Origin of the sequence: Streptomyces sp. NPDC021096 (assembly GCF_040641275.1) — a bacterium.
Taxonomy (GTDB): domain Bacteria; phylum Actinomycetota; class Actinomycetes; order Streptomycetales; family Streptomycetaceae; genus Streptomyces.
The window spans coordinates 40,068-61,227 of sequence record NZ_JBFADG010000024.1 but is presented as its reverse complement, the minus strand read 5'-3'; the positions used below and the strand labels follow the sequence as shown (position 1 = coordinate 61,227).

Below are 21,160 nucleotides of genomic sequence, written 5' to 3'. Positions count from 1 at the left end.
CGCAAGAGGGAACCCGGTGGGAATCCGGGACTGCCCCGCAGCGGTGAGCGGGAACGACCGCCGTCATACGCACTGGACCGCCCCGGCGGTCCGGGAAGCGACGGCCACTAGGTGCCGTGTCCTCCACCGACACGGCGTGCCCGCGAGTCCGAATACCTGCCGCTGCCCGCGTGCGACCGCACGCGGCGATCTCGGTGGCCTCGAGGGCGGGCCGGCGGTACGGACGGCGCATGCCTGGGCGTGCTCCGCCGGCATCTGCCGATCCTTCGTACGCTCGGGTCCCGCCGGGATCCCCCGCGACTCGCGAAGGAGAGTTCCGTGGCAACACACCCCACCGCTTTCACCGCCGTCCGCGCCCGGGCCACCGTCCACGGCTACCCCCGGCAGGGGCCCGGCCGTGAACTGAAGAAGGCCGTCGAGGGCTACTGGGCCGGCCGCGTCGACGCCGCCGCCCTGCACGACACCGCGGCCGCCCTGCGCCGCGACGCCTGGCGGCGCCTGGCCGACGCCGGCGTCCACGAGGTCCCCACCGGGGACTTCTCCCTCTACGACCACGTCCTGGACACCACCGTCATGGTCGGCGCCGTCCCCGAGCGGCACCGCGCCGCCGTCGAAGCCGACGCCCTGGACGGCTACTTCGCCATGGCCCGCGGCACCCAGCAGCTCCCGCCGCTGGAGATGACGAAGTGGTTCGACACCAACTACCACTACCTCGTGCCCGAACTGGGCCCGGACACCGCCTTCACCGCCGACTCCACCAAGCAGACGGGCGAGTTGGGGGAAGCCCTCGCCCAGGGCCACGCGGCCCGGCCCGTGCTCGTCGGCCCCGTCACCTATCTGCTGCTGGCCAAACCCGCGCCCGGCGCCCCGCCCGGCTTCCAGCCCCTCACCCTCCTGGACCGGCTGCTGCCCGTGTACGCCGAGGTCCTCTCCGACCTGCGGGCGGCCGGCGCCGAGTGGGTCCAGCTCGACGAGCCCGCCCTGGTGCAGGACCAGCCCCCGGCCGTACTGAACGCCGCCGCCCGCGCCTACCGGGAGCTGGGCGGCCTCGCCGACCGGCCCAAGCTGCTGGCGGCCACCTACTTCGACCGCGTGGGCGACGCCCTGCCCGTCCTCGCCAAGTCCCCCGTCGAGGGCCTGGCCCTGGACTTCACCGGACCCGCCGCCGCCAACCTCGACGCCCTCGCCGCCGCCGGCGGCCTGCCCGGCAAGCGTCTGATCGCGGGCGTGATCGACGGGCGCAACGTGTGGATCAACGACCTCGAACGGTCCCTGTCCACCCTCGCCACCCTCCTCGGCCTCGCCGACCGGGTGGACGTCGCCCCCTCCTGCTCCCTGCTGCACGTCCCCCTCGACGCCACCGCCGAGCGCGACGTCGACCCGCAGGTCGCCCGCTGGCTGGCCTTCGCCCGGCAGAAGGCCGAGGAGAGCGTCACCCTCGCCCGCGGCCTCAACGAGGGCAGCGACACCATCGCCCCGCAGCTCGCCGCCAACCGCTCCGCCCGGGCCTCCCGCGCCGCCTCCGCCCTCACCCGCGACCCGGCCGTACGCGCCCGCGCGGCGGCTGTCACCGCCGCGGACGCCCGCCGCCCCCAGCCGTACGCCGAGCGCGCCGCCGCCCAGCGGGCCCGGCTCGGCCTGCCGCTGCTGCCCACCACCACCATCGGCTCGTTCCCCCAGACCCGCGAACTGCGCACCGCCCGCGCCGACCTGCGCGCCGGGCGCATCGACGCCACCGCCTACGACGAGCGCATCGCGACCGAGATCCGCGAGGTCCTGGCCTTCCAGGACAAGGCCGGCCTGGACGTCCTCGTGCACGGCGAGCCCGAACGCAACGACATGGTCCAGTACTTCGCCGAGCAGCTGACCGGCTACCTGGCCACCCAGCACGGCTGGGTGCAGTCCTACGGCACCCGCTACGTCCGCCCGCCGATCCTCGCCGGCGACATCTCCCGCCCCGAGCCGATGACCGTGGCCTGGACCGCCTACGCCCAGTCCCACACCGAGCGCCCCGTCAAGGGCATGCTCACCGGCCCCGTCACCATGCTCGCCTGGTCCTTCGTCCGCGACGACCAGCCGCTGGCCGACACCGCCCGCCAGGTCGCCCTGGCGCTGCGGGACGAGGTCGGCGACCTGGAGGCCGCCGGCACGGCCGTCATCCAGGTCGACGAGCCCGCGCTGCGCGAGACGCTGCCGCTGCGGACCGCCGACCGGGCGGAGTACCTGGCCTGGGCCACCGAGGCGTTCCGGCTCACCACGGCCGGGGTGCGGGCGGACACCCAGATCCATACCCACATGTGCTACGCGGAGTTCGGCGACATCATGGCCGCCATCGAGCAGCTGGACGCCGACGTCATCAGCCTGGAGGCCGCCCGCTCCCGCATGCAGGTCGCCGACGAACTGGCCGCGGCCGGCTACGCGCACGCCGTCGGCCCGGGCGTCTACGACATCCACTCGCCGCGCGTACCGGACGTCGAGGAGATCGCCGCCCTGCTGCGCAAGGGCCTGGCGGCCATCCCGGCGGAACGCCTGTGGGTCAACCCGGACTGCGGACTGAAGACCCGCGGCTGGGCGGAGGTACGGACCTCGCTCGAGCACCTGGTCGAGGCCGCCCAGCGGGTACGCGCGGAGCGCGCCGGCGGGCAGTAGCCCGGCGGGGCAGCGGCCGGGTGACGGCCCTGGCCCCGTCCCGGAGCCGCGCGACCCCGAGGCCGGCCCCTGACGGCGGGGCCGGTCGGGCCGTCGTCGCGGTGAGCCGGCCGGTGACGGTAATCGTCCGTACACAGCTGACGGTTACGGTCACCGGCCCCCGAACGGCCGCCGCGCCGGACCGCATCGCCGCTGAGGGGCGGCGGGGCGGGCACGGCGCGGCGGCTCCCGCGGATCAGCCGGCCGTGAGCGGGCGGCCGCAGCGCAGGTTCCACCGACCCGCGCGGCCGGTCAGTTCGGTCAGCGTCAGCGGGGCAACGTCCAGGCGCCAGAACACCGCCGGCGGCAGCGCGAGCGCGTGGACCGCCGCCGCGCGGACCACCGAGGGGTCCGCCACGGCCAGGACCCGGCCGCCGCCCCCGCCGTCGGCCAGGCCGTCCAGCCAGCCGCCCACCCGGGCGATCAGGGCGAGCACGCTCTCGCCGCCGTGCGGCGCGGCCCCGGGGTCCGCCAGCCAGGCCCCCACCGCCTCCGGTTCGCCGGCCGCCAGTTCCTCCAGCGACCGGCCCCGCCACCGGCCGACCTCGAGATCCCGCAAGCCCGGTGCGGGGTCCGCGTCCAGGCCCAGCGCGGAGGCCGTTTGACGGCAGCGTTCCGACGGCGCCGTGAAGGCGCGCGCTCCGCCCGGCAGCGACCCGGCGGCCGCCCGGGCCAGGCGCGTCCCCGCCTCGTCCAGCGGCGTGTCGTCGTCGAAGCGCGCGGCCCGCAGTGCGGGCCCGGGCGCTGGTGAGATCAGCATCACACGAACAGTCACGGTCCTTGTCCCCTCCCCGGCTGCGGACGGGCGCTCGCGCCCAAGGGCTCAGCAGACCACGGGCGTCGGGCACGGCGTGCGCGGGGGGTGCGCATCCGTACGCCCGTAGCGCGGTGATCCGCCAGGCGGTACGGTCGCGTGTACATGACGACGGTGCGCTCGGAAGCCGGTGCGAATCCGGCACGGTCGCGCCACTGTGTACCTGACGTGCACCTCCGCTGATCCGCGGGGCGACGGCAGGAAGTCAGACCCGGCACCGTCGTCCGCACCAACGATCGGGACGCGTTGTTCCCCAGGAGGTTCCGCCATGGCCCAGTCCGCTGTCCCCGCATCGAGCAGCCCCGTCATACCGGAGGTCGCCCCCATCGAGCTGAAGGCCATCGCCCCGTGGGTGGTCTTCGTGGGGCTCCTCATGCTGAGCCTGCTCTACTTCGTCGGAGCGGAGCAGGGTGCCACCGCGCTCATCTCCGGCGAAGGCGTGCACGAGTGGGTGCACGACGGCCGTCATCTGCTCGGCTTCCCCTGCCACTGAGACCCGGGGAAACGAGCTCGTGATGTCCGTATCCGTAAGAGCCCTGCTGGTGCGGGGCATGCTCGCCGGCCTCGCCGCCGGCGTACTGGCCCTGATCACCGCCTATCTCCTCGGCGAGCCCCATGTGGACTCCGCCATCGCCTTCGAGGAGGCCCACAGCCACGACCACGGCGGCGGCGGTGAGGAGCTGGTCAGCCGAACGATGCAGGCCACCGGCGGCCTCGCCACCGGCATCCTGGTCTACGGCGTCGCGCTGGGCGGCATCGCCGCGCTGGCGTTCTGCGTGGCCCTGGGCCGCGTCGGCCGGTTCGGCCCGCGGGCCACGGCGGCCCTGCTCGCGCTCGGCGCGTTCACGGCCGTCTTCCTGGTGCCGTTCGTGAAGTACCCGGCCAACCCGCCCGCGGTGGGCGACCCGGACACCCTCGACCAGCGCACCGCGCTGTTCTTCCTGATGATCGCGCTCAGCGTCCTGCTCGTGATCGGCGCGGTCATCCTGGGCAAGCGGCTGGCTCCCCGGCTCGGCAACTGGAACGCCACGGTGGCGGCCGGAGCCGCGCTGGCCGTGGCGATCGGGCTCGCGTACGCGTTCCTGCCGGCCGGTGACAATGTGCCGGAGGGCTTCCCGGCGACGCTGCTGTGGGAGTTCCGTCTGTCGGCTCTCGCCGTTCAGCTGGTGCTGTGGACCGGGTTCGGCCTGGTCTTCGGTGAGCTGGCGGAGCGGCTCGTCGTGCCGAAGGCTGCCCGTGAGCGGCAGCCGGACGCGGCGGTCACGCCGGCAGCCTGACCGCGCCTTTGGCTCAGCGCCTCTTGCCGGCCCGGCGGTCCCCGCACAGGGGGCTGCCGGGCCGGCTTTCTGGGGCTCCGCCCCAGACCCCGGACCGCGCTGCGCGCGGTGTCCTCAATCGCCGGACGGGCTGGAAATCCCGCCATGCACCGCCAGCATCCGTTCCACCGTCCCCGACCACGGGAACTCCTCCGCCCGCGCGCGGGCCGCGGCCCGCTGTAGTTCACGCGACCCGGCCACCAGGCGGGCCACCCCGTCCGCCATCGCCGGCGCGGTCGCCGGCACCGCCAGGCCCGCCCCCGGAGCCAGTAGTTCCGGTGCCGCGCCACGGTCCGCCGTGACCACCGGTGTGCCGCAGGCCAGGGCCTCCAGGGCCGACAGGCCGAACGCCTCCACCGGGCAGGGGGCCAGGGCCACGTCGGCCCGGGCCGTCAGTGCGGCCACCGCGTGACGGTCGGCGACGTGCCCGTAGAAGCGCACCGGCAGACCGGCCGCCCGGCGCTCCAGGCGCCCGCGTTCGGGGCCGTCGCCCAGGACGTCCAGGCGGGCGGCGATGCCGTGCCGCCGCAGCAGGCGCAGGGCCTCCACGGGCAGGTGGGGCGACTTCTCCCGCGAGAGCCGTCCCGCGTACACCAGCGCGATGCCCGGCTCGGGCAGCGTCGTTGCGGCCGCCGCGGGCGAGAAGACGTCCAGGTCGACGCCCAGCGGCACCCGGTACAGCGCCGGGGCCGCCACGCGGCTGAACTCCGCGCAGGAGAAGGCCGACGCCGCGACCACGGCGTCGAACGCACCGGCCAGCCGGCGGTTCCAGGCGTCGGCCGGCCGGCCCAGCGGCAGCCACGCGGGCAGGCGGGGCGCCAGGATCGCGTCGAGACGCTCGTGGGAGAGCAGCACGGCGCGCACGCCGTGCCCCCGGGCCCAGCCTGCCGCGTGGACCAGCGTCAGCTTGTCCGACACCTCGACGGAGTCCGGCGCCAGCCGCCGCAGCAGCCCGCGCAGCGTCCTCGGCGAGAGCAACAGCCGGTAACCACCGCCCACCGGGACGCCGGGCAGGGTCAGCCGCAGCCCGTCGCGGGCGTCGCACACCCGCGCGTACCGGCGGCCCGGCACGATCAGCACCCGCTCGTGGCCCGCGGCGACGTAGCCCCGGCCCAGGGCGTCCAGCGTGGTGCGCAGCCCGCCGGAGGCCGCGCCGTAGAAGTTGGCCAGCTGCACGATCCTCATGGCGCGGACCGTCGGGCGTCGCGCACCAGCTCGGCGTACGTGCACGGGCGCGCCCCCGCCGCCAGGGCGGCGTCCACGGCCCGCAGGGCGCGCTCCCGCAGCCGCGGCCGGTCCAGGTCGGCGGGGTGCAGCGCGATGCGGAAGGGCCGGCCGCGGGCCGACCACCGGCGGGCGGCGGCCGGCATCAGAGCCGCGCCCGCCCGTTCGCCGAGGCCGCCGGGCCGGTGGGACAGGGCCGGCATGCGGTGCCGGCGGCCGGTGCGCAGGTCGTGCACGGCCAGATGGCTCGTCGTGTACTGCAGGCCCAGGCCGCGCAGCGCCGCCAGGCTTCCGGCGGAGGCGAGCCACCCCGGCGGGGTGAAGCCCACCGGGACGATGCCCACCGCGGCCAGAGCGGCCAGCCCGCTCTCCAGCCTGCCGCGCGCCGCCCGCTCGTCCAGCGCGCAGAACTCCGCACAGCCGCGGGCCGCCACGGCGTTCAGCCACCGGCGCGCCAAAGGACCGCCGGGTACGCCCTGGTGGGCGTAGCCGTGCAGCGCGAGCTCATGGCCCCGCCCGTGCGCGTCGTGCAGCCACCGCACCAGGGCCGCATCGTCCGGCAGCGGCGCACCGCGCCAGGCGCCCGGCACCAGCAGCAGCGTGGCGGGCACGCCGCGGTCGTCCAGGTCGGCCAGCCAGCGGCGGCTGCGCGCGAAGCTCCAGGGGGCGACGTCGTGCACCGAGACCACGAAGACCGCTCTCACACCCCCAGAATCCCCCAGCCGCCGCGATCGCGCCTGTGGGGCCGGGCGATCGCCGCGGGCACAAGTGGTGTACGCCCGGTGAACTCCGGCCACGACCGGGCGCCTTGCGCGGCGGGTGGACGAACGGGGGCCGCCAGGTACCGTGGTGCGACGACGCACGCTTGATACGGGGGGACGTGTCATGCCGGAGCGGCTCGTCGTGCTCGCCGGCGGCGGGGCCGAAGGCGGTGGCCGGGGAACTCCGCGCCGCCGGCCGGACCTTCACGAGGATCGTCCTTCCCGCCAGGCCCGGCACGAAAGCAAGGACGACATGACCACGACGCCCCTGAGCGCCCCCGGAACGTCCGCCCCCGCCCCTTCCCTCCCGTCCCCCTTCACCCACCACCCTCCCGGCCTGCTCACGGCGGCGCTCGGGCGGATACCCCGCGAGTCGGTCGCGGAGTTCACCGAGTCCTGGAACGACCTCCCCGCCGACGTCCACCTGGGGGCGGCCACCCCCTACCGCTTCCGCCGCTACGGCAGGTTCCGCATCGTCGGCGACCGCCTGGAACCGCTGCCGCACGTCGCCTTCTTCCAGGACCGTGCCGTGAACAAGGTGAGCGGCGGAGTGGACCGCATGTTCGCCCCGCTGCACGAGGCTGTGGCGGCCGGGGCCGCCCTGCACACGGTCGTACGGACCCTCTGGGACCGCCTCCCCGGCCCCCGCGCCGGCATCGACACGTGCGGCGTCCACCAGATCCGCGTCACCGCCACCGGCGACACCGAGGGGCACCCCACGCCCGAGGGCATCCACCGGGACGGACACAGCTACGTCGCCCAGGTGCTGATCCGGCGCGAGAACGTGCGGGGCGCCGAGTCCTGCCTGTACGACCTGCGGGAGCGGCCCCTGCACCGGGCGTCGCTGACCGAGCCGCTGGAGACGATCGTCCTCGACGACCGCCGTGTGCTCCACGGCGTCTCGCCGCTCCTGCCCGCGCCCGGTGCGAGCCGGGGCGTGCGCGACATGCTGCTCGTCGACTTCTTCCCCGGTGGTGCGGGCGGCGCGGCCGGGGGCCGCTGAGAGGAGCACCACACCGGGACGCCCGACGGAATGTTCGCGTCCGTGTGCACACTTGACTCCGACGGTTTGTCATGTTCAGTAACCAGGAGGCTTCATGCGTTACGCGGACGGTTTGAGCGTCGACGACGAGGTGCACATCGCCGCCGCACCCGGCGAGGTCTGGAAGCTGGTGACCGACATCGGTCTGCCGGCCCGGCTCAGCCCCGAACTCCAGCGCACCGAGTGGCTGGAGGGCGCCACCGGCCCGGAGCTCGGCGCGAGCTTCGCCGGCTACAACCGCCACCCGGCGGCCGGCGAGTGGCGGACCGTCTCCCACGTGGTCGGCCTGGACCCCGAGCGGCGCTTCGCCTGGGCGGTCACCGACCCGGAGAACCGGTACGGCGGCGGCCCCGCCGACCCCGCCCACCCGCTCGCCACGTGGGCGTTCGAGCTCCGGCCCGAGGAGGGCGGCACCGTGCTGCGCCACTCGGCGCGCCTGGGCCCGGCCCCCTCCGGGCTCAGCGCGGTGATCGACCGGATGCCGGAGCGGGAGGAGGAGCTGCTCACCATGCGCCTGGGCGAGCTGCGCACCGGCATCCGGGCCACGCTCGAGGGCGTCAAGCGCCTCGCGGAGGAGCAGGCGTAATTCCGGAGGACAGCGGCCAGCCTGGTACGGAAAATCCTGATTTTCGATGATGGTGATTCCATGACCATGATCAAGGCCATCACCTTCGGCACCTACGGCCCCGCCGAGGTGCTCCAGCTCGTCGACGCCGACCTGCCCTCGCCGGGGCCCGGGCAGGTCAGGCTCGCCGTCCGCTGCGCCGGCGTCAATCCGCTCGACCACAAGCTGCGCAGCGGCGCCCTGTCCGAGGTGTTCCCCGTCGAGCTGCCGCACATCCCGGGCGTGGAGGCCTCCGGCATCGTGGAGGCGGTCGGCGAGGGGGTCACCGAGGTGCGGGCGGGGGACGCGGTCCTGGGCCGCACGGCCACCGGCGCCTACGCCGAACAGGCCCTGGCACCGGCTGCGGACCTGGTGGTCAAGCCGCTCTCGCTGTCCTGGGAGGAGGCGGCGGCCCTGCCCGTGGCGGCCGAGACCGCCTGGCGGGCCCTGGACGCGCTGCGGCTGAGCGAGGAGGAGACCCTGTTGATCCACGGCGCCGCGGGGGGAGTGGGCACCCTGGCGGTGCAGTTCGCCCGCTCCCGCGGCATCCGGGTGGTCGGCACGGCGAGCGAGTCCAACCACGAGTACCTGCGCAGCCTCGGCGCGATCCCGGTCGCCTACGGGGAGGGCGTCGCCGACCGGGTGCGCGAGGCCGTGCCGGAAGGGGTGGACGCGGCCCTGGACGCCGTCGGCAAGGGCGACGCGGTCGGGGTGTCCGTCGAGCTGACCGGCGGGCCCGACCGGGTGGTGACCATCGCCGACGGCGAGGGCGCCCAGCGGCACAACGTGCGCTTCAGCTCCGGCCCCAGCGCCCAGACCGTGACCGCGCTGAACGCCGCCATCGCCCTTCATGAGGCCGGGCTCCTCCAGCTGCCCATCCACCGGGAGTACCCGCTCAGCCAGGCCGCCGAGGCCCATCGCGCCAGCGAGCACGGCCACCTCACCGGGAAGATCGTCCTGGCGGTCGTATGAGACCGCCCCGCCCAAAGGAGAAGCTGCCGCCTCGCTGTTACGGGCCGGGGAGGCCGACCGTGAGCTCCGCGTCCGGGCTCAGCCGCGGCAGCCGGGAGGTGGTGACGAGCGCGAGCTCCTGCCGCCGGCCCCGGCCCGGCCGCCACTGGCCGCCGGCCAGCGGCAGCAGCGCGACGTTGGGCGTGGGCCCGCACGTGAAGTCGACCAGGCCCGCGATCGTGGGCAGCCGGGTCCGGCCGAGGGCCGCCGCGATCGCCGGGCGGTCGGTGGGGTCCGCGGCGGTGGCCAGGGCGTGGGCGGCGATCTCCACCAGCGCGTGGGCCGGGCCCAGCGGCTGCGGCCACGGCCTGCCCGTGGTGCGCTGGTAGTCGCCCGCCAGCGCGGACGCGGTGGTGCCGTCCAGGGAGCAGTGGAAGGGGTGGCGCGGGGTCCAGTAGACGAGGGTGGCGACGCGGGTGTTCGACAGCCCGTCCGTGGCCGCGTTCTCGCGCGGGAAGGTCAGCCAGCGCGAACAGGTGATCAGCCGCGGCCGCAGCCCCGCCTCCCGGGCCTGCCGCTGGAACAGCGCCAGGTCCTCGACGGTGGCCGCACTCGTGACGACCTCGGCCCCGGCCTCCTTGAACCGGCGGACGTGCCGCTCGAAGCAGGCCGCCGGCTCCCGGTAGCCGCCGGGATCGACCAGGGTGTGGCCGCGCGCGGCCGCCACGGGGGCGAAGCCGTGCCGGGGGTGGCGCAACGACTGCCCCTGCGGGCCGTCGTTCCACAGGCAGCCGACCGTACGGCCCGGCCCGACGCGCTCCCACATCTCCGCGAACACCGCCGCCATGTCGTCCAGTCCCCACGCGAAGTGGTACGTCCAGCGGAAGGGGCGTGCCGGCTCGGTGCCCCTGCCGGAGACGTAGGCCTGCCAGGGGAAGACCGTCGACAGGCAGGGGATGCTCAGCACCTCGCAGGCGTCGGCCACCGCGGGCAGCGTCCGGGTGCCGTCCATGGTGACCACCATGCGCACGTCCTCGTCGCGCACGAGCTCGGCGACGGCCCGGCGGGCGCCGTCGGGTTCGGACCGGCTGTCGCGCCAGGCCAGCCGGACGCGGTGGCGCCGGGTGCCCTGGGTGATGTGCGTCAGCCGGGTCGCCAGCCGCTCCAGCGCGAAGGTCAGCGGCTGCCCCAGCCGGGCCAGCCGCCCGGTCCGCGGCACGACAGCCCCGATGCACAATCCGTCCGTCCGGTGCACAGCCACCCGACTCCCTCCCCTTGCCGCCCGGGTCATGGCCTGACGGAGTCAAACTCCCCTCGCGGCACCCTGGTTGACTCGCGACACCCCGTACCCGGAAGGGTGATTCCGCATCCGGCGGCTCCCGTGTGCCGGGGGCCGGTGCCGCGCCGCCCGTCCCGGGGGCGGGCGGCAGATGACAGCCGCATCCGCCGAATGCCTAGCGCATCCGGCATATTGGACAGCCGTCATCCGGCCGATCTGTTGACGATCTGGAACGGCGGACCCTCATGTGCCGTCCGCCCCCCGGCGCACGCCCCGTGACGTCGTATACAGAAGTTGACACAGGTCACATCGGAGATGGCTGAGCCTCTGGGTGGATCGTCCATGTGCCGTTGCTGGTGGGGGAGATGACGACTTTCGGCCAACGATCACCCCGGCCCCGGCGGCTACTGCCCAGTGCGCCGCGCGTGGGGTTCGGGCATGGCGCACTATATGGCTGAGCGGTCGGGAGGCAGTGGTGTCTTCCGAGGCCGAGGCACTTTCGTGCCCGGAGAGCCGCGTCGTCGTCGTGCGGTCCCGGCTCCGGCCGCACGGCTCGGAACCCGGACGTCTGCGTCCGGTCCGTGGCAGGGGAGGGGTTGCGGCCGGGGTGGGGAGTCCGGCCGTGCGGGGAGCCGAACTGGGGATCAATCGATGTGCGGGGGCGCCCGGACCGGCGCCGTACGCACACGTCGAGTACGGACGCCACGTGCCCCACGCGCGGTTCCGTCCTTGGGGGGAGAAGCACAATGGGGCGTACAACACGTCTGGTCGCGGCCTGGGCCGCGACCGCCCTGCTGGCGGTGGGGCTGCCCACCGCCGGCGCGAGCGCGGCGGAGGCCCCGCCGCGCGTCGACCTGCGCGTCCTCGTCGTGGACGACGGCGGGCCCGCCGTCGAGGCGATACGCACCGAACTGGAGACCGCCGGCACGCCGTACACCGAGGTCGACCTGAAGGACCCGGGGCGCCCGCGGATCGACGAGGCGTTCCTGAGCGACACCGTGGACGGCAGACCCCGGGCCAAGTACCAGGGCGTGGTGCTGCCCAACGACAATCCCTTCGGGGACGGCTCGGCGGAGATGGCGGCCGTCGCCGGTTACGAGAAACGTTTCGGCATCCGCCAGGTCGACGCCTACACCTATGCCCGCCCGGCCGTCGGCCTGAACGCCGTCTACTCCGGCACGCTGGACGGACAGACCGCGCAGGTCACCGCCGAGGGCGCCGCGGGACCGTTCGGCTACCTCAGGAAAAACGTTCCGTTCGAGAACAACGACAGCGCCGTGGGCGAGAGTTACGGCTACCTCGCCGTGCCGCTCGACCGGCAGGCGGACGGCGCGACCTACACCAGCTACCTCGACGCGCCCGTGCCCGGGCAGTCCCGGCGCGGCTCCCTGGCCGGCCAGTACACCCACGACGGGCGCAGCGAACTGGTCGTCACCTTCGTCTACAACCACTACCAGAGCCAGTTCAAGCTCCTCTCGCGCGGCATCGTGGAGTGGCTGACCCAGGGGATCCACCTGGGCGCCGCCCGCAACTACTTCGCGATCCACGTCGACGACGTCTTCGGCTCCGACGACCGGTGGGACTCCCGGCTCAACTGCACCCCCGGCGACGTCGACTGCCCGCCGGGCACCCCCACCGACAACGACCCGATCCGGATGACCGCCGCCGACGCCCAGCGCGCCGCGCAGTGGTCGCGCGAGCACGGCCTCACCCTGGACCTGGCCTTCAACGGCGGCGGCAGCGAGGGCTACAAGGAGGCGCACGCCGGCTCCGACCCCCTCGCCCAGCAGCTGGTCTCCGACCAGGGCGCGTTCCGCTGGATCGACCACACCTACAACCACCCCTTCATCGGCTGCGTCCAGGACACCTCCGTGGTGCCGTGGAAGTGCGCCACCGACCCGCTCGGCAGGATCCGCTGGACCTCGCGGGCCACCATCACGGCACAGATCGCCGACAACCGCGGCTGGGCGGCCCGGCAGGGCCTGGCCGTCGACAAGGACGAGCTGGTCACCGGCGAGCACTCCGGACTGAAGACCCTGCCGCAGCAGCGGGACGACAACCCCGAGCTGGCGCCCGCGCTCGCCCAGGCCGGCGTCTCCTGGCTCGCCAGCGACAGCTCCCGCGAGCGCGGACAGCGCCCGGTCGGGCCGTCCCTGACCGTGCCCCGCTACCCGATGAACGTCTTCTACAACGCCGGCAAGGCCACCGAGCAGGTCGACGAGTACAACTGGCTCTACACCCGCAAGTCCGACGGCGGCAGTGGCCTGTGCGAGGGCTCGGCCACCACCACCTGCCTCAGGGAACCGCTGCCCTCCTCGACCGGCTACGCCGACTACATCGTGCCGCTCGAGAGCCGGATCGCCATGGGCCACGTGCTCGCCAACGACCCGCGCCCGCACTTCATCCACCAGTCCAACCTCGCCGAGGAGCGCATCGGCTACCAGGCGCTGGAGAAGATCCTCGCCGACTACCGCGCCCTCTTCGCCGACAACGCCCCGCTGGTCAACCTCCGGATGCGGGACATCGGCACGGAGCTGCGCAAGCGCGCCACCTGGGCGGCGGCCGTGAAGGCCGGCACCGTCAGCGCCCACCGCACCGGCTCCGACATCACCGTCAGCGCCCCCGCCGGCGTCGACGTCACCGCGACCCTGCCCACCGGCACCGTCCAGGTCCAGGGCAGCGGCCGCATCCCCTTCGGCACCGCCTACGCCGGGCTGCACTCCGGCTGGGCCACCCCCGCCGCCGGCCAGGGCACCCTCGTCCTCGCCCTGCCCGCCGGCACCGGGACACCGCGCACCCTCTCCGGCAAGGCCACCCGGGTCCAGGCACCCGCGACCGCGCTCCCCGTACCGCGGGGCGTCAGCACCCGGGTGCCCTACGGCCCCGGCGACAAGGACCGGCGCTGATGCCGGCCCGCACCTTCGCGCCGCACCGTCCTGTCGCCGCACCGCCTTCTGGAGAGAACCGACTTCCATGCACGGACCGTCAGCCGAAACGGCGTCCGCCGCTCCCTCGGTGACCCTGCTCACCGAGGGGACCTATCCGCACAGCCACGGCGGGGTCAGCGTCTGGTGCGACCAGCTCGTCCAGGGCATGCCGGACGTCGACTTCCGCGTCATCGCCGTCACCGGCACCGGCCGCGAACCGCTCGCCTGGCAGCCGCCCGGCCACGTCCGGGCCGTCGCCACCCTTCCGCTGTGGGGGCCGCCCCCGCCCGGCCGCGCACCCCGCGGCCGCGCGCTGAAACGCTTCCTCACCTGCTACGAACAGTTCCTGCTGGCCCTCCTGGACCCCGCGCAGGAACAGCACTTCGCCCGCAGCCTGTACCGGCTGGCCGACCACGCGAGTGACGGCACCCTCTTCGCGGCCCTGCGCGGTGAGCAGGCGGCCCGCCTGCTCACCCGCGTCTGGAACCGCCCCCACCTCGCCACCGCCGCCGCCCGCCCCACGCTCCACGACGCGCTGGCCGCCACCGACCTGCTGGAGCACGCCCTGCGCCCGCTCGCCGCCCGGCCCCCCGACCGGGGGATCACCCACGCGGTGAGCGGGGGCCTGGCCACCCTGCCCGGACTGGTCGCCCACCACCGCCACGGCACCCCGTTCCTGCTCACTGAGCACGGCGTCTACCTGCGCGAGCGCTACCTGGGATTCCGCACCGAGCCCTACCGCTGGCCGGTCAAGGCCCTGATGCTGGGCCTGTTCCGGATGCTCGCCCGGGAGAGCTACCGGTGCGCCGCCCTCGTCACCCCCGGCAACCGCTACAACCGGCGCTGGGAAGAGCACGGCGGCACCCCGCCCGAGCGCATCCGCACCGTCTACAACGGCGTCGACCCGGCCGCGTTCCCGCCCGCCGGACCGGAACCGCACACCCCCACCCTGAGCTGGGCCGGGCGGGTCGACCCCATCAAGGGCCTGGAGACCCTCATCCGCGCCTTCGCGCTCGTACGGGCCGAGCTGCCCGACGCGCGGCTGCGCCTGTTCGGCGGCACCCCGCGCGGCGGCGAGGGCTACCGCACCGCCTGCGAAGCGCTGGCCGCCGAGCTCGGCGCGGCCGACGCCGTCACCTTCGAAGGACGCGTCGAGGACATTCGCGACGCCTACGCCGCCGGCAACGTGGTGATGCTCTCCAGCATCAGCGAAGGCTTCCCCTTCACCCTCATCGAAGCCATGTCGTGCGGCCGGGCCACCGTCTCCACGGATGTGGGCGGCGTCCGCGAGGCGGTGGGCGACAGCGGACTGGTCGTACCGCCGCGCGACCCGAAGAGTATGGCCAGCGCGGCACTGCGGCTGCTGCGCGATGCGGCACTGCGCGCCCGCATGGGCGAGGCCGCCCGGCTGCGCGTCATCGAACAGTTCACGCTCCGGCAGACCATCAACGCCTTCCGCGACATCTACCACGACCTCTCCGGCCTGCGGCAGAACCTTCCGGAGACCCTTCACATCCCCGAGACCGTGCCCGTCATGGCCCTGGCCGCCGGCGGTGCCCGATGAGCGGACTGCTGCGGCTCGTGCCCGAGGAGCCCGAACCCGCCCACGACCTCGCGGTCGCCGCACCGCGCACCCGCTCCCGCCCCCGGTGGGCCGCGGACCCGGTCGACGAACTCGCCGAGGAACTGGGCGGGGTGTGCGCCGCGGCCGTCCACCCGGACGAGATAGCCGCCGTCCTGGAGGCCGACGGGCTGACGGGCGAGCAGATCGCCGAGCGTTACGGGCGCCACGACGCCTTCGAGCTGGCGGCCGAGCTCTACGCCCGGGTGCCCCGCAGCCACCCCGAGCCGGAACCCCGGCCCGACCCCTGGCGCGTCGCACCCGGCCCGTTCCTCCTGCGCTCCCTGGTGTTCACCCTGCCCGGCTTCGGCTACGCCCTCGGCTCGCCCCTGACGGGCGGGACACGGGAGAGCCTCGGGCTGCCCGCCGGCACCGGGGCGCTGGTGGCCTCCGCGCTCGTGGCCTGGGCCTTCAACCAGGCCCTCGCCCACCGCGCGTACACCCGGCTCGCGGCCGGCGGGCGCGCGGCGGCGGGCCGCTGCCTGGCGACGGGCGCCCCGCTCGGCGCCCTGCTCGCCACCGGCGCCGCACTGGCCCTGCCCGCACCCGCGGGGGCGCTCGCCTTCGCGGCCGGCCAGGCCCTCTATCTGGCGGCGGCCACCGTCCTGCTGGTCCTCGGCCGGGAACGGCTCCTGCTGCTCGCCCTGCTCCCCACCGCCACCGGGGGAGCGGTCGTCCTGTTCACCCAGCCGCCGCCCGTGGTGGGCGTCGCCCTGCTGCTCGCCTCGGTCGGGGGCGCCCTGTTCGCGGCCGGACATGAGATCACCCGCACCCGGCGCGAGGAGGACGCGCCGGCCGGGCCGCCGGCACCCTCCCCGCTCGCCTCGGTCCCCTTCGGACTGTTCGGCCTCGGCTGCGGAGCGCTGACCGCCCTCGCCACCCTCGGCGACACGGTCCTCCACCACGAGAGCGGCGCGAGCGGCCCCGCCGTCCTCGCCCTCACCCTCAGCATGGGCGCCGCCGAATGGCTGCTCTACCGCTGCCGGGGCCTGGCCCTCGCGGCGCTGACCGCCGCCACGACCACCACCGGACTGCTGCTCGGAGCCGTCCGGGTCCTCACCCTCTGCGCCGGCGGCTACCTCGCCGCCCTGACCGCCCTCACCCTCGCCGTCGGCGCCCTGTGGCCCGGCGCCGCCCCGCCCGACGCCGTGCACCTGGCCGCGCTGCTCGCGCTCGGAGCGGTGCTCTGGTCCGGGCTGCTGCTCCAGGCCTACGGCACCGCCTGGATCCCCGCCCTGCTCTGCCTGGGCGCCGCCGGAACCGAGACCGCCGCCCTCGCGCTGCGGATCTGGGCCCCGGCAACCGGTCAGCTCGTGATCTGTTCCGGTGCGGCGGCCGCCCTGCTGGCCGTCGCCACCGCCCTGCTCGGGCGGATCACCACGCACCGCTGACCGGCGCCGGCCGGGTTCCGGCCGGCACCACGTTCCGCCGCACCACGTCCCCGGCACCACCGTCCCTCATGGAGGAGACCCGCATGTCCGCACCGGCAACCGTCGCCGTCACCGGCGCCGAAGGCTTCATCGGCTCGCACCTCGTCCAGGCGCTCGTCGCCGACGGCCACCGCGTCCGCGCGATGGTGCAGTACAACTCCTTCTCGTCCTTCGGCTGGCTCGAGGACCTGCCCGCCGACGTGCTGGACCACGTCGAGGTGGTCCTCGGCGACGTCCGCGACCCCGGCTCCGTCACGGGCCTGGTCAAGGGCGCCGAGACCGTCTACCACCTGGCCGCGCTCATCGCCATCCCGTACTCCTACCGGGCCCCGCACAGCTACGTCGAGACCAACGTCACCGGCACCCTCAACGTCCTCGAGGCCGTACGCCACCTCGACGTCCCGCGCCTGGTCCACACCTCCACCAGCGAGACCTACGGCACCGCGCAGACCGTGCCCATCACCGAGGACCACCCCATCAACACCCAGTCCCCGTACGCCGCGTCCAAGGCGGGCGGCGACCGGCTCGCCGACAGCTACCACGCCAGCTTCGGCCTTCCCGTGGTCACCCTGCGCCCCTTCAACACCTTCGGCCCGCGCCAGTCCATGCGGGCCGTCATCCCCACCGTCATCGGCCAGGTCGCCGCCGGGGAACGCACCATCACCCTCGGCGACCTGCGCCCCACCCGTGACTTCAGCTATGTGGCGGACACCGTCGCCGCCTTCCGCGCCGTCGCCGCCGCGCCCGCCGCCGCCGTCCTCGGCCGCACCTTCAACTCCGGCACCGGCGAGGAGATATCCATCGGCGACCTGGTGACCCTCATCGGCAAGCTCATGGACACCGACCTCGACGTCCGCGAGGACCCGGCCCGCGTGCGGCCCGCCGCCTCCGAAGTGATGCGGCTGGTCTGCGACTCCTCCCGGCTGCGGGCCGCCACCGGCTGGAGCCCCGCCCACACCCTCGAAGAAGGCCTGCGCGAAGCCATCGCCTTCTTCCGCGACCCGGTCAACCTCGGCCGGTACAAGACCGGCCTCTACAACGTCTGACGCCCGCCCCGCGCACGGCCCGACGAGAGACCACCCATCGCGAGAGAGGAACGGCACCCATGCACGTAGTGATCCTGGCCGGAGGCAAGGGCGTCCGGCTGCGCCCGTACACCACCGCACTGCCCAAGCCCCTGGTGCCCATCGGCGACCAGCACGCCATCCTCGAGATCGTCATGCGCCAGCTGGCCGGCGCCGGATTCACCAGCTGCACCCTGGCCATCGGCCACCTCGGCCACATCATCCGGGCCTATGTGGGCGACGGCTCCCAGTGGGGCATCCACGTCGACTACACCTCCGAGGAGAGCCCGCTGGGCACCATGGGACCGCTGCTCACCATGACCGACCGGCTGCCCGAGCACTTCCTGGTCATGAACGGCGACATCCTCACCGACCTCGACTTCGGCGACGTCCTGCGCGACCACGTCGCCTCCCGGGCGCCGCTGACCATCGCCACCTACGCCCGCAAGGTCAACATCGACTTCGGCGTCCTGACCACCGACTCCGGCCGCGTCGTCGGCTTCGCCGAGAAGCCCAGCATGGACTACCGCGTCTCCATGGGCGTCTACGGAGTCTCCCGCTCCGCCCTCGCCCGCTACACCCCCGGCCTGCCGCTGGGCTTCGACGAACTGGTCCTGGACCTGCTCGGCGACGGCACCCCGCCCAACGCCTACGCCTTCGACGGCTACTGGCTCGACATCGGCCGCCCCGACGACTACGACCGGGCCAACGCCGAGTTCTCCGTCCACCGAGACCTGCTGATGAAGGGAGCGTGACGGCGCGTCATGCGCATTCTCGTCCTGGGCGCCACCGGCTTCCTGGGCCGGCACGCCGCCGAACGCCTGCGCGCCCTCCCGGGCGCGCGGGTGCTCGACGGCGGCCGGGCCCCCGGCTCCGCCCTGCCCGTCGACCTGGCCGGGGCGGACCCCGGCCACCTCGCGGCCGTGCTGCGCGAGGCCGCCCCCGACGCCGTCGTCAACTGCGCCGGCGCGGTCGGCGGCAGCGCGCTCGCGCTGACCGCCGTCAACGCCCGTGGCCCCGCCGCCCTGTGCGAAGCCCTGCACGCGGCCGCCCCCGACGCACGCCTGGTCCACCTGGGCTCGGCCGCGGAGTACGGCCCGTCCGACGGCCACCGGCCCGTCGCCGAGGCCGACCCGGCCCGCCCGCTCGGCCTCTACGGCGCGAGCAAGCTCGCCGGCACCCTCGCCGTCACCGGCTCCGGCCTCGACGCCGTCGTCCTGCGGGTGTTCAACCCCGTCGGCCCCGGCGCCCCCGCCGCCTCCCTGCCCGGCCGGCTCGCCCAGGAGCTGCACCGGGCCGGGCCCGACGACCGGGTACGCACCGGAGACCTCTCCGCCTACCGCGACTTCGTCGACGCGCGGGACGTGGCCGACGCCGTCGTACGCGCCGTGACGGCCCCCCGGCCGCTGCCCGGCGTCCTGAACGTCGCCGGCGGCACCGCCCGGCCCGTGCGGGACGTCGCCGAGGGGCTGCTGCGGGCCGCCGGCTTCGCCGGGGCGGCGGCGGACCGGATCGACGAGGGCGGCGACGGCTCGCCGCGCTCGGCCGCCGTGCCCTGGCAGCAGGCGGACATCACGGCCGCCGCCCGCGCCCTGGAGTGGGTGCCGCGCCACCGGCTGGAGGACTCCCTGGCCGACCTGTGGGCCGAGACCCGCGGCCGGCCCGCGGAGCCGGTGCGATGACACGCCCCGCACCGCCGGACGACGGACAGCGCCTGCTCGTACCGCTGTACGCGCACCCGGCCGCGCACCCACGGGAATGGGCCGCGCTGACGGCGGCCGCCCCCGGCCTGCACGCGGTCGTGCTCAACGTCGCCGACGGCCCCGGCAGCCGCCCCGACCCGCACTTCAGGGCCGCCGCCGGGCGGCTGCGCGGCGCGGGCGTGCGGCTGCTGGGCTACGTCGACACCGCCTACGGCCGGCGCCCGCCCCGCGCGGTGGTCGCCGACGTCCGCCGGCACCGCAGGTGGTACGACGTGGACGGGGTCTTCTTCGACCAGGCGGCCGAGGGCGCCGCACTGCTGCCGCGCTACCGGTGGCTGGTCATGACCGCCCGGGTGCTGGGCGCGCGCACCGCCGTCCTGAACCCGGGCACCCACCCCGACCCCGGCTACGCCTCCTTCGCCGACGTCCTCGTCACCTTCGAAGGCGCCTGGGAGGACTACCGGCGTGCCGGGGTGCCCGACTGGACGGCCGACCATCCGCCCGGGCGCTTCTGCCACCTCGTCTACGGCGTGCCCGAGGGAGCGCAGGCGCAGGTGGCCCGCACCGCGGGGGCGCGGGGCGCCGGCGTGCACTGCGCGGTGCCGGGGACCGGGGCCAACCCGTGGTGCAGCGCGCCGCTGCCGGTGGCCCGGTGACCGGCCGGCGCGCCCGCGCGGGCCTCTTCGGTGTCCTCCTGCTCGTCCTCGCGGCCTGTTCGAGCCCGTCGGAGGAGGGGGCGGAGCCGGGCGGGGAGAGCCCGGTGGACCGGATGACGGCGGCGCCGGACGGCAGCCCGCCGCCGGCCTCCCGGCGCTGGCAGCCGCGGCCGGGCACCCGCTGGCAGTGGCAGCTCGGCGGACAGGTCGACACCTCCGTGGACGTCCCCGTCTACGACATCGACGGTTTCGAGAACTCCGCCGAAACGGTGGCGCGATTGCACGCCCGGGGCCGCAAAGTGATCTGTTACATCAACGCCGGGGCCTGGGAGGACTTCCGGCCGGATCACGCGCGTTTTCCCAAAGCCCTGCTCGGCAGGAACAACAAGGGCTGGGACGGTGAGAAATGGCTGGACATCCGCCGTCTCGACGACTTGCGGCCCCTCATGGCCGCCCGCATCGACATGTGCCGGCAAAAGGGTTTCGACGCGGTGGAACCCGATCTGACCGAGGGGTTTCGCAATCGCACCGGATTCCCGCTCTCGGCCGCGGATCAGCTGGCGTTCAACCGGATGCTGGTGAAGCTGGCTCATGAGCGCGGGCTGGCCATCGGTTTGAAGAACGATCTCGAGCAGATCCCCGAGCTGGTACGGGACTTCGATTTCGCGGTCAACGAACAGTGCGCGCAGTACGGGGAGTGCGAGAAGCTCACGCCGTTCGTGAAGCAGAACAAAGCGGTCTTCCATGTCGAATACGACCTGTCGACGGGGGAGTTCTGCGGCACCGCGAAGCGGCTGGGGCTGAGCTCGATGAAGAAGAAGCTCGAGCTGGACGCCTGGCGGCAGCCGTGCTGACCGAGCAGTGCGGAGCCTGGGCTTCCGTGCTTCAAGTGCCCCTCGGGACACGGGTTTAGGCGCAGACGGCGGGTGGTGGAGGGGGCGCGGTTCCGCGTGTGACCCCGAAGTGAAGAAGTTCACAGATGACCGTTTCGGCGCCGAATTTGAGCGATTGATGGTGCAGGATCTTTCACCGAACACAAGATCCCGTCACCGAGGCGGGCGACCCGGGCGGACGCCGAGT

General features: G+C 74.6%; 18 protein-coding genes and 2 riboswitches. Of the genes, 14 read left to right on the top strand and 4 right to left on the bottom strand.

Annotated features, from left to right (window positions below; translation table 11 throughout):
• The first annotated feature begins 3 nt into the window (after nt 1-3).
• Nucleotides 4-158: riboswitch (cobalamin riboswitch) on the top strand.
• Nucleotides 159-318: 160 nt separating this feature from the next.
• Nucleotides 319-2,649 (top strand): 5-methyltetrahydropteroyltriglutamate--homocysteine S-methyltransferase, encoded by a 2,331-nt coding sequence (gene metE / locus AB0G59_RS24345; protein ID WP_360915289.1) that lies wholly within the window; start codon nt 319-321, stop codon nt 2,647-2,649.
• A 235-nt stretch (nt 2,650-2,884) separates the two neighbouring features.
• Here metE and AB0G59_RS24340 read toward each other — a convergent pair whose 3' ends face one another.
• Entirely contained in the window at nt 2,885-3,463 is a 579-nt protein-coding gene (locus AB0G59_RS24340; protein ID WP_360915286.1) for a histidine phosphatase family protein, read from the bottom strand.
• Between the two features lie 161 nt (nt 3,464-3,624).
• Nucleotides 3,625-3,713, top strand: a riboswitch (cobalamin riboswitch).
• A gap of 57 nt (nt 3,714-3,770) precedes the next feature.
• Between AB0G59_RS24340 and AB0G59_RS24335 the strand changes: the two genes are divergently transcribed.
• Nucleotides 3,771-3,995 carry a CbtB domain-containing protein gene (locus AB0G59_RS24335; protein WP_071966828.1) on the top strand — a complete coding sequence of 75 codons (225 nt, stop codon included), beginning with the start codon at nt 3,771-3,773 and terminating at the stop codon, nt 3,993-3,995.
• A gap of 19 nt (nt 3,996-4,014) precedes the next feature.
• Nucleotides 4,015-4,779: a CbtA family protein gene (locus tag AB0G59_RS24330; protein WP_360915282.1), complete on the top strand. Its 765-nt coding sequence runs from the start codon at nt 4,015-4,017 to the stop codon at nt 4,777-4,779.
• Between the two features lie 114 nt (nt 4,780-4,893).
• Here the strand turns inward: AB0G59_RS24330 and AB0G59_RS24325 are convergent, their stop codons facing one another.
• Nucleotides 4,894-6,003: a glycosyltransferase gene (locus AB0G59_RS24325; RefSeq protein ID WP_360915278.1), complete on the bottom strand. Its 1,110-nt coding sequence runs from the start codon at nt 6,001-6,003 to the stop codon at nt 4,894-4,896.
• Nucleotides 6,000-6,746 carry a polysaccharide deacetylase family protein gene (locus tag AB0G59_RS24320; protein WP_360915275.1) on the bottom strand — a complete coding sequence of 249 codons (747 nt, stop codon included), beginning with the start codon at nt 6,744-6,746 and terminating at the stop codon, nt 6,000-6,002. Before AB0G59_RS24320 ends, AB0G59_RS24325 begins: the two co-directional genes overlap by 4 nt.
• A gap of 310 nt (nt 6,747-7,056) precedes the next feature.
• Between AB0G59_RS24320 and AB0G59_RS24315 the strand changes: the two genes are divergently transcribed.
• From AB0G59_RS24315 to AB0G59_RS24305, 3 genes are all read left to right on the top strand, one after another.
• Entirely contained in the window at nt 7,057-7,806 is a 750-nt protein-coding gene (locus AB0G59_RS24315; RefSeq protein WP_360915272.1) for a 2OG-Fe dioxygenase family protein, read from the top strand.
• 94 nt (nt 7,807-7,900) lie between these two features.
• Nucleotides 7,901-8,431, top strand: a complete 531-nt coding sequence (locus AB0G59_RS24310) for an SRPBCC family protein (protein WP_360915269.1) — start codon at nt 7,901-7,903, stop codon at nt 8,429-8,431.
• A gap of 66 nt (nt 8,432-8,497) precedes the next feature.
• Nucleotides 8,498-9,421 (top strand): NADP-dependent oxidoreductase, encoded by a 924-nt coding sequence (locus AB0G59_RS24305; RefSeq protein ID WP_360915378.1) that lies wholly within the window; start codon nt 8,498-8,500, stop codon nt 9,419-9,421.
• A 37-nt stretch (nt 9,422-9,458) separates the two neighbouring features.
• Here AB0G59_RS24305 and AB0G59_RS24300 read toward each other — a convergent pair whose 3' ends face one another.
• The gene (locus AB0G59_RS24300; RefSeq protein ID WP_360915266.1) at nt 9,459-10,619 is read right to left on the bottom strand and encodes an ABC transporter substrate-binding protein; all 1,161 of its coding nucleotides are present in this window, start codon (nt 10,617-10,619) and stop codon (nt 9,459-9,461) included.
• An 806-nt stretch (nt 10,620-11,425) separates the two neighbouring features.
• Between AB0G59_RS24300 and AB0G59_RS24295 the strand changes: the two genes are divergently transcribed.
• The 8 genes from AB0G59_RS24295 to AB0G59_RS24260 all read left to right on the top strand — a co-directional run bounded on the left by AB0G59_RS24295 (nt 11,426) and on the right by AB0G59_RS24260 (nt 20,934).
• Nucleotides 11,426-13,585, top strand: coding sequence for a hypothetical protein (locus AB0G59_RS24295; RefSeq protein ID WP_360915263.1), 2,160 nt, complete (start codon nt 11,426-11,428; stop codon nt 13,583-13,585).
• Between the two features lie 67 nt (nt 13,586-13,652).
• Nucleotides 13,653-15,170, top strand: coding sequence for a GT4 family glycosyltransferase PelF (gene pelF, locus AB0G59_RS24290; protein ID WP_360915260.1), 1,518 nt, complete (start codon nt 13,653-13,655; stop codon nt 15,168-15,170).
• Nucleotides 15,167-16,618 (top strand): hypothetical protein, encoded by a 1,452-nt coding sequence (locus AB0G59_RS24285; protein WP_360915257.1) that lies wholly within the window; start codon nt 15,167-15,169, stop codon nt 16,616-16,618. Before pelF ends, AB0G59_RS24285 begins: the two co-directional genes overlap by 4 nt.
• Before the next feature lie 83 nt (nt 16,619-16,701).
• A complete protein-coding gene (locus AB0G59_RS24280; protein WP_360915254.1) occupies nt 16,702-17,703 on the top strand; it encodes an SDR family NAD(P)-dependent oxidoreductase in 1,002 nt (333 codons plus the stop codon).
• A 59-nt stretch (nt 17,704-17,762) separates the two neighbouring features.
• A complete protein-coding gene (locus AB0G59_RS24275) occupies nt 17,763-18,476 on the top strand; it encodes a sugar phosphate nucleotidyltransferase (protein WP_071966818.1) in 714 nt (237 codons plus the stop codon).
• Between the two features lie 9 nt (nt 18,477-18,485).
• The gene (locus AB0G59_RS24270) at nt 18,486-19,403 is read left to right on the top strand and encodes an NAD-dependent epimerase/dehydratase family protein (RefSeq protein WP_360915251.1); all 918 of its coding nucleotides are present in this window, start codon (nt 18,486-18,488) and stop codon (nt 19,401-19,403) included.
• Complete coding sequence (locus AB0G59_RS24265) at nt 19,400-20,080, top strand: spherulation-specific family 4 protein (RefSeq protein ID WP_071966978.1); 681 nt, start codon at nt 19,400-19,402, stop codon at nt 20,078-20,080. Before AB0G59_RS24270 ends, AB0G59_RS24265 begins: the two co-directional genes overlap by 4 nt.
• On the top strand, nt 20,047-20,934 hold the full coding sequence (locus AB0G59_RS24260) for an endo alpha-1,4 polygalactosaminidase (protein WP_360915247.1): 888 nt from the start codon (nt 20,047-20,049) through the stop codon (nt 20,932-20,934). Before AB0G59_RS24265 ends, AB0G59_RS24260 begins: the two co-directional genes overlap by 34 nt.
• Nucleotides 20,935-21,160: the final 226 nt, after the last annotated feature.

Bases quoted from the DNA above. Each gene is read 5' to 3' on its own strand.
- pelF (WP_360915260.1), top strand. From the start codon at position 13,653: ATGCACGGACCGTCAGCCGAAACGGCGTCCGCCGCTCCCTCGGTGACC.
- AB0G59_RS24265 (WP_071966978.1), top strand. From the start codon at position 19,400: ATGACACGCCCCGCACCGCCGGACGACGGACAGCGCCTGCTCGTACCG.
- AB0G59_RS24335 (WP_071966828.1), top strand. From the start codon at position 3,771: ATGGCCCAGTCCGCTGTCCCCGCATCGAGCAGCCCCGTCATACCGGAG.
- AB0G59_RS24305 (WP_360915378.1), top strand. From the start codon at position 8,498: ATGATCAAGGCCATCACCTTCGGCACCTACGGCCCCGCCGAGGTGCTC.
- AB0G59_RS24280 (WP_360915254.1), top strand. From the start codon at position 16,702: ATGTCCGCACCGGCAACCGTCGCCGTCACCGGCGCCGAAGGCTTCATC.
- AB0G59_RS24295 (WP_360915263.1), top strand. From the start codon at position 11,426: ATGGGGCGTACAACACGTCTGGTCGCGGCCTGGGCCGCGACCGCCCTG.
- AB0G59_RS24275 (WP_071966818.1), top strand. From the start codon at position 17,763: ATGCACGTAGTGATCCTGGCCGGAGGCAAGGGCGTCCGGCTGCGCCCG.
- AB0G59_RS24315 (WP_360915272.1), top strand. From the start codon at position 7,057: ATGACCACGACGCCCCTGAGCGCCCCCGGAACGTCCGCCCCCGCCCCT.
- AB0G59_RS24310 (WP_360915269.1), top strand. From the start codon at position 7,901: ATGCGTTACGCGGACGGTTTGAGCGTCGACGACGAGGTGCACATCGCC.
- AB0G59_RS24285 (WP_360915257.1), top strand. From the start codon at position 15,167: ATGAGCGGACTGCTGCGGCTCGTGCCCGAGGAGCCCGAACCCGCCCAC.
- AB0G59_RS24270 (WP_360915251.1), top strand. From the start codon at position 18,486: ATGCGCATTCTCGTCCTGGGCGCCACCGGCTTCCTGGGCCGGCACGCC.
- AB0G59_RS24325 (WP_360915278.1), bottom strand. From the start codon at position 6,003: ATGAGGATCGTGCAGCTGGCCAACTTCTACGGCGCGGCCTCCGGCGGG.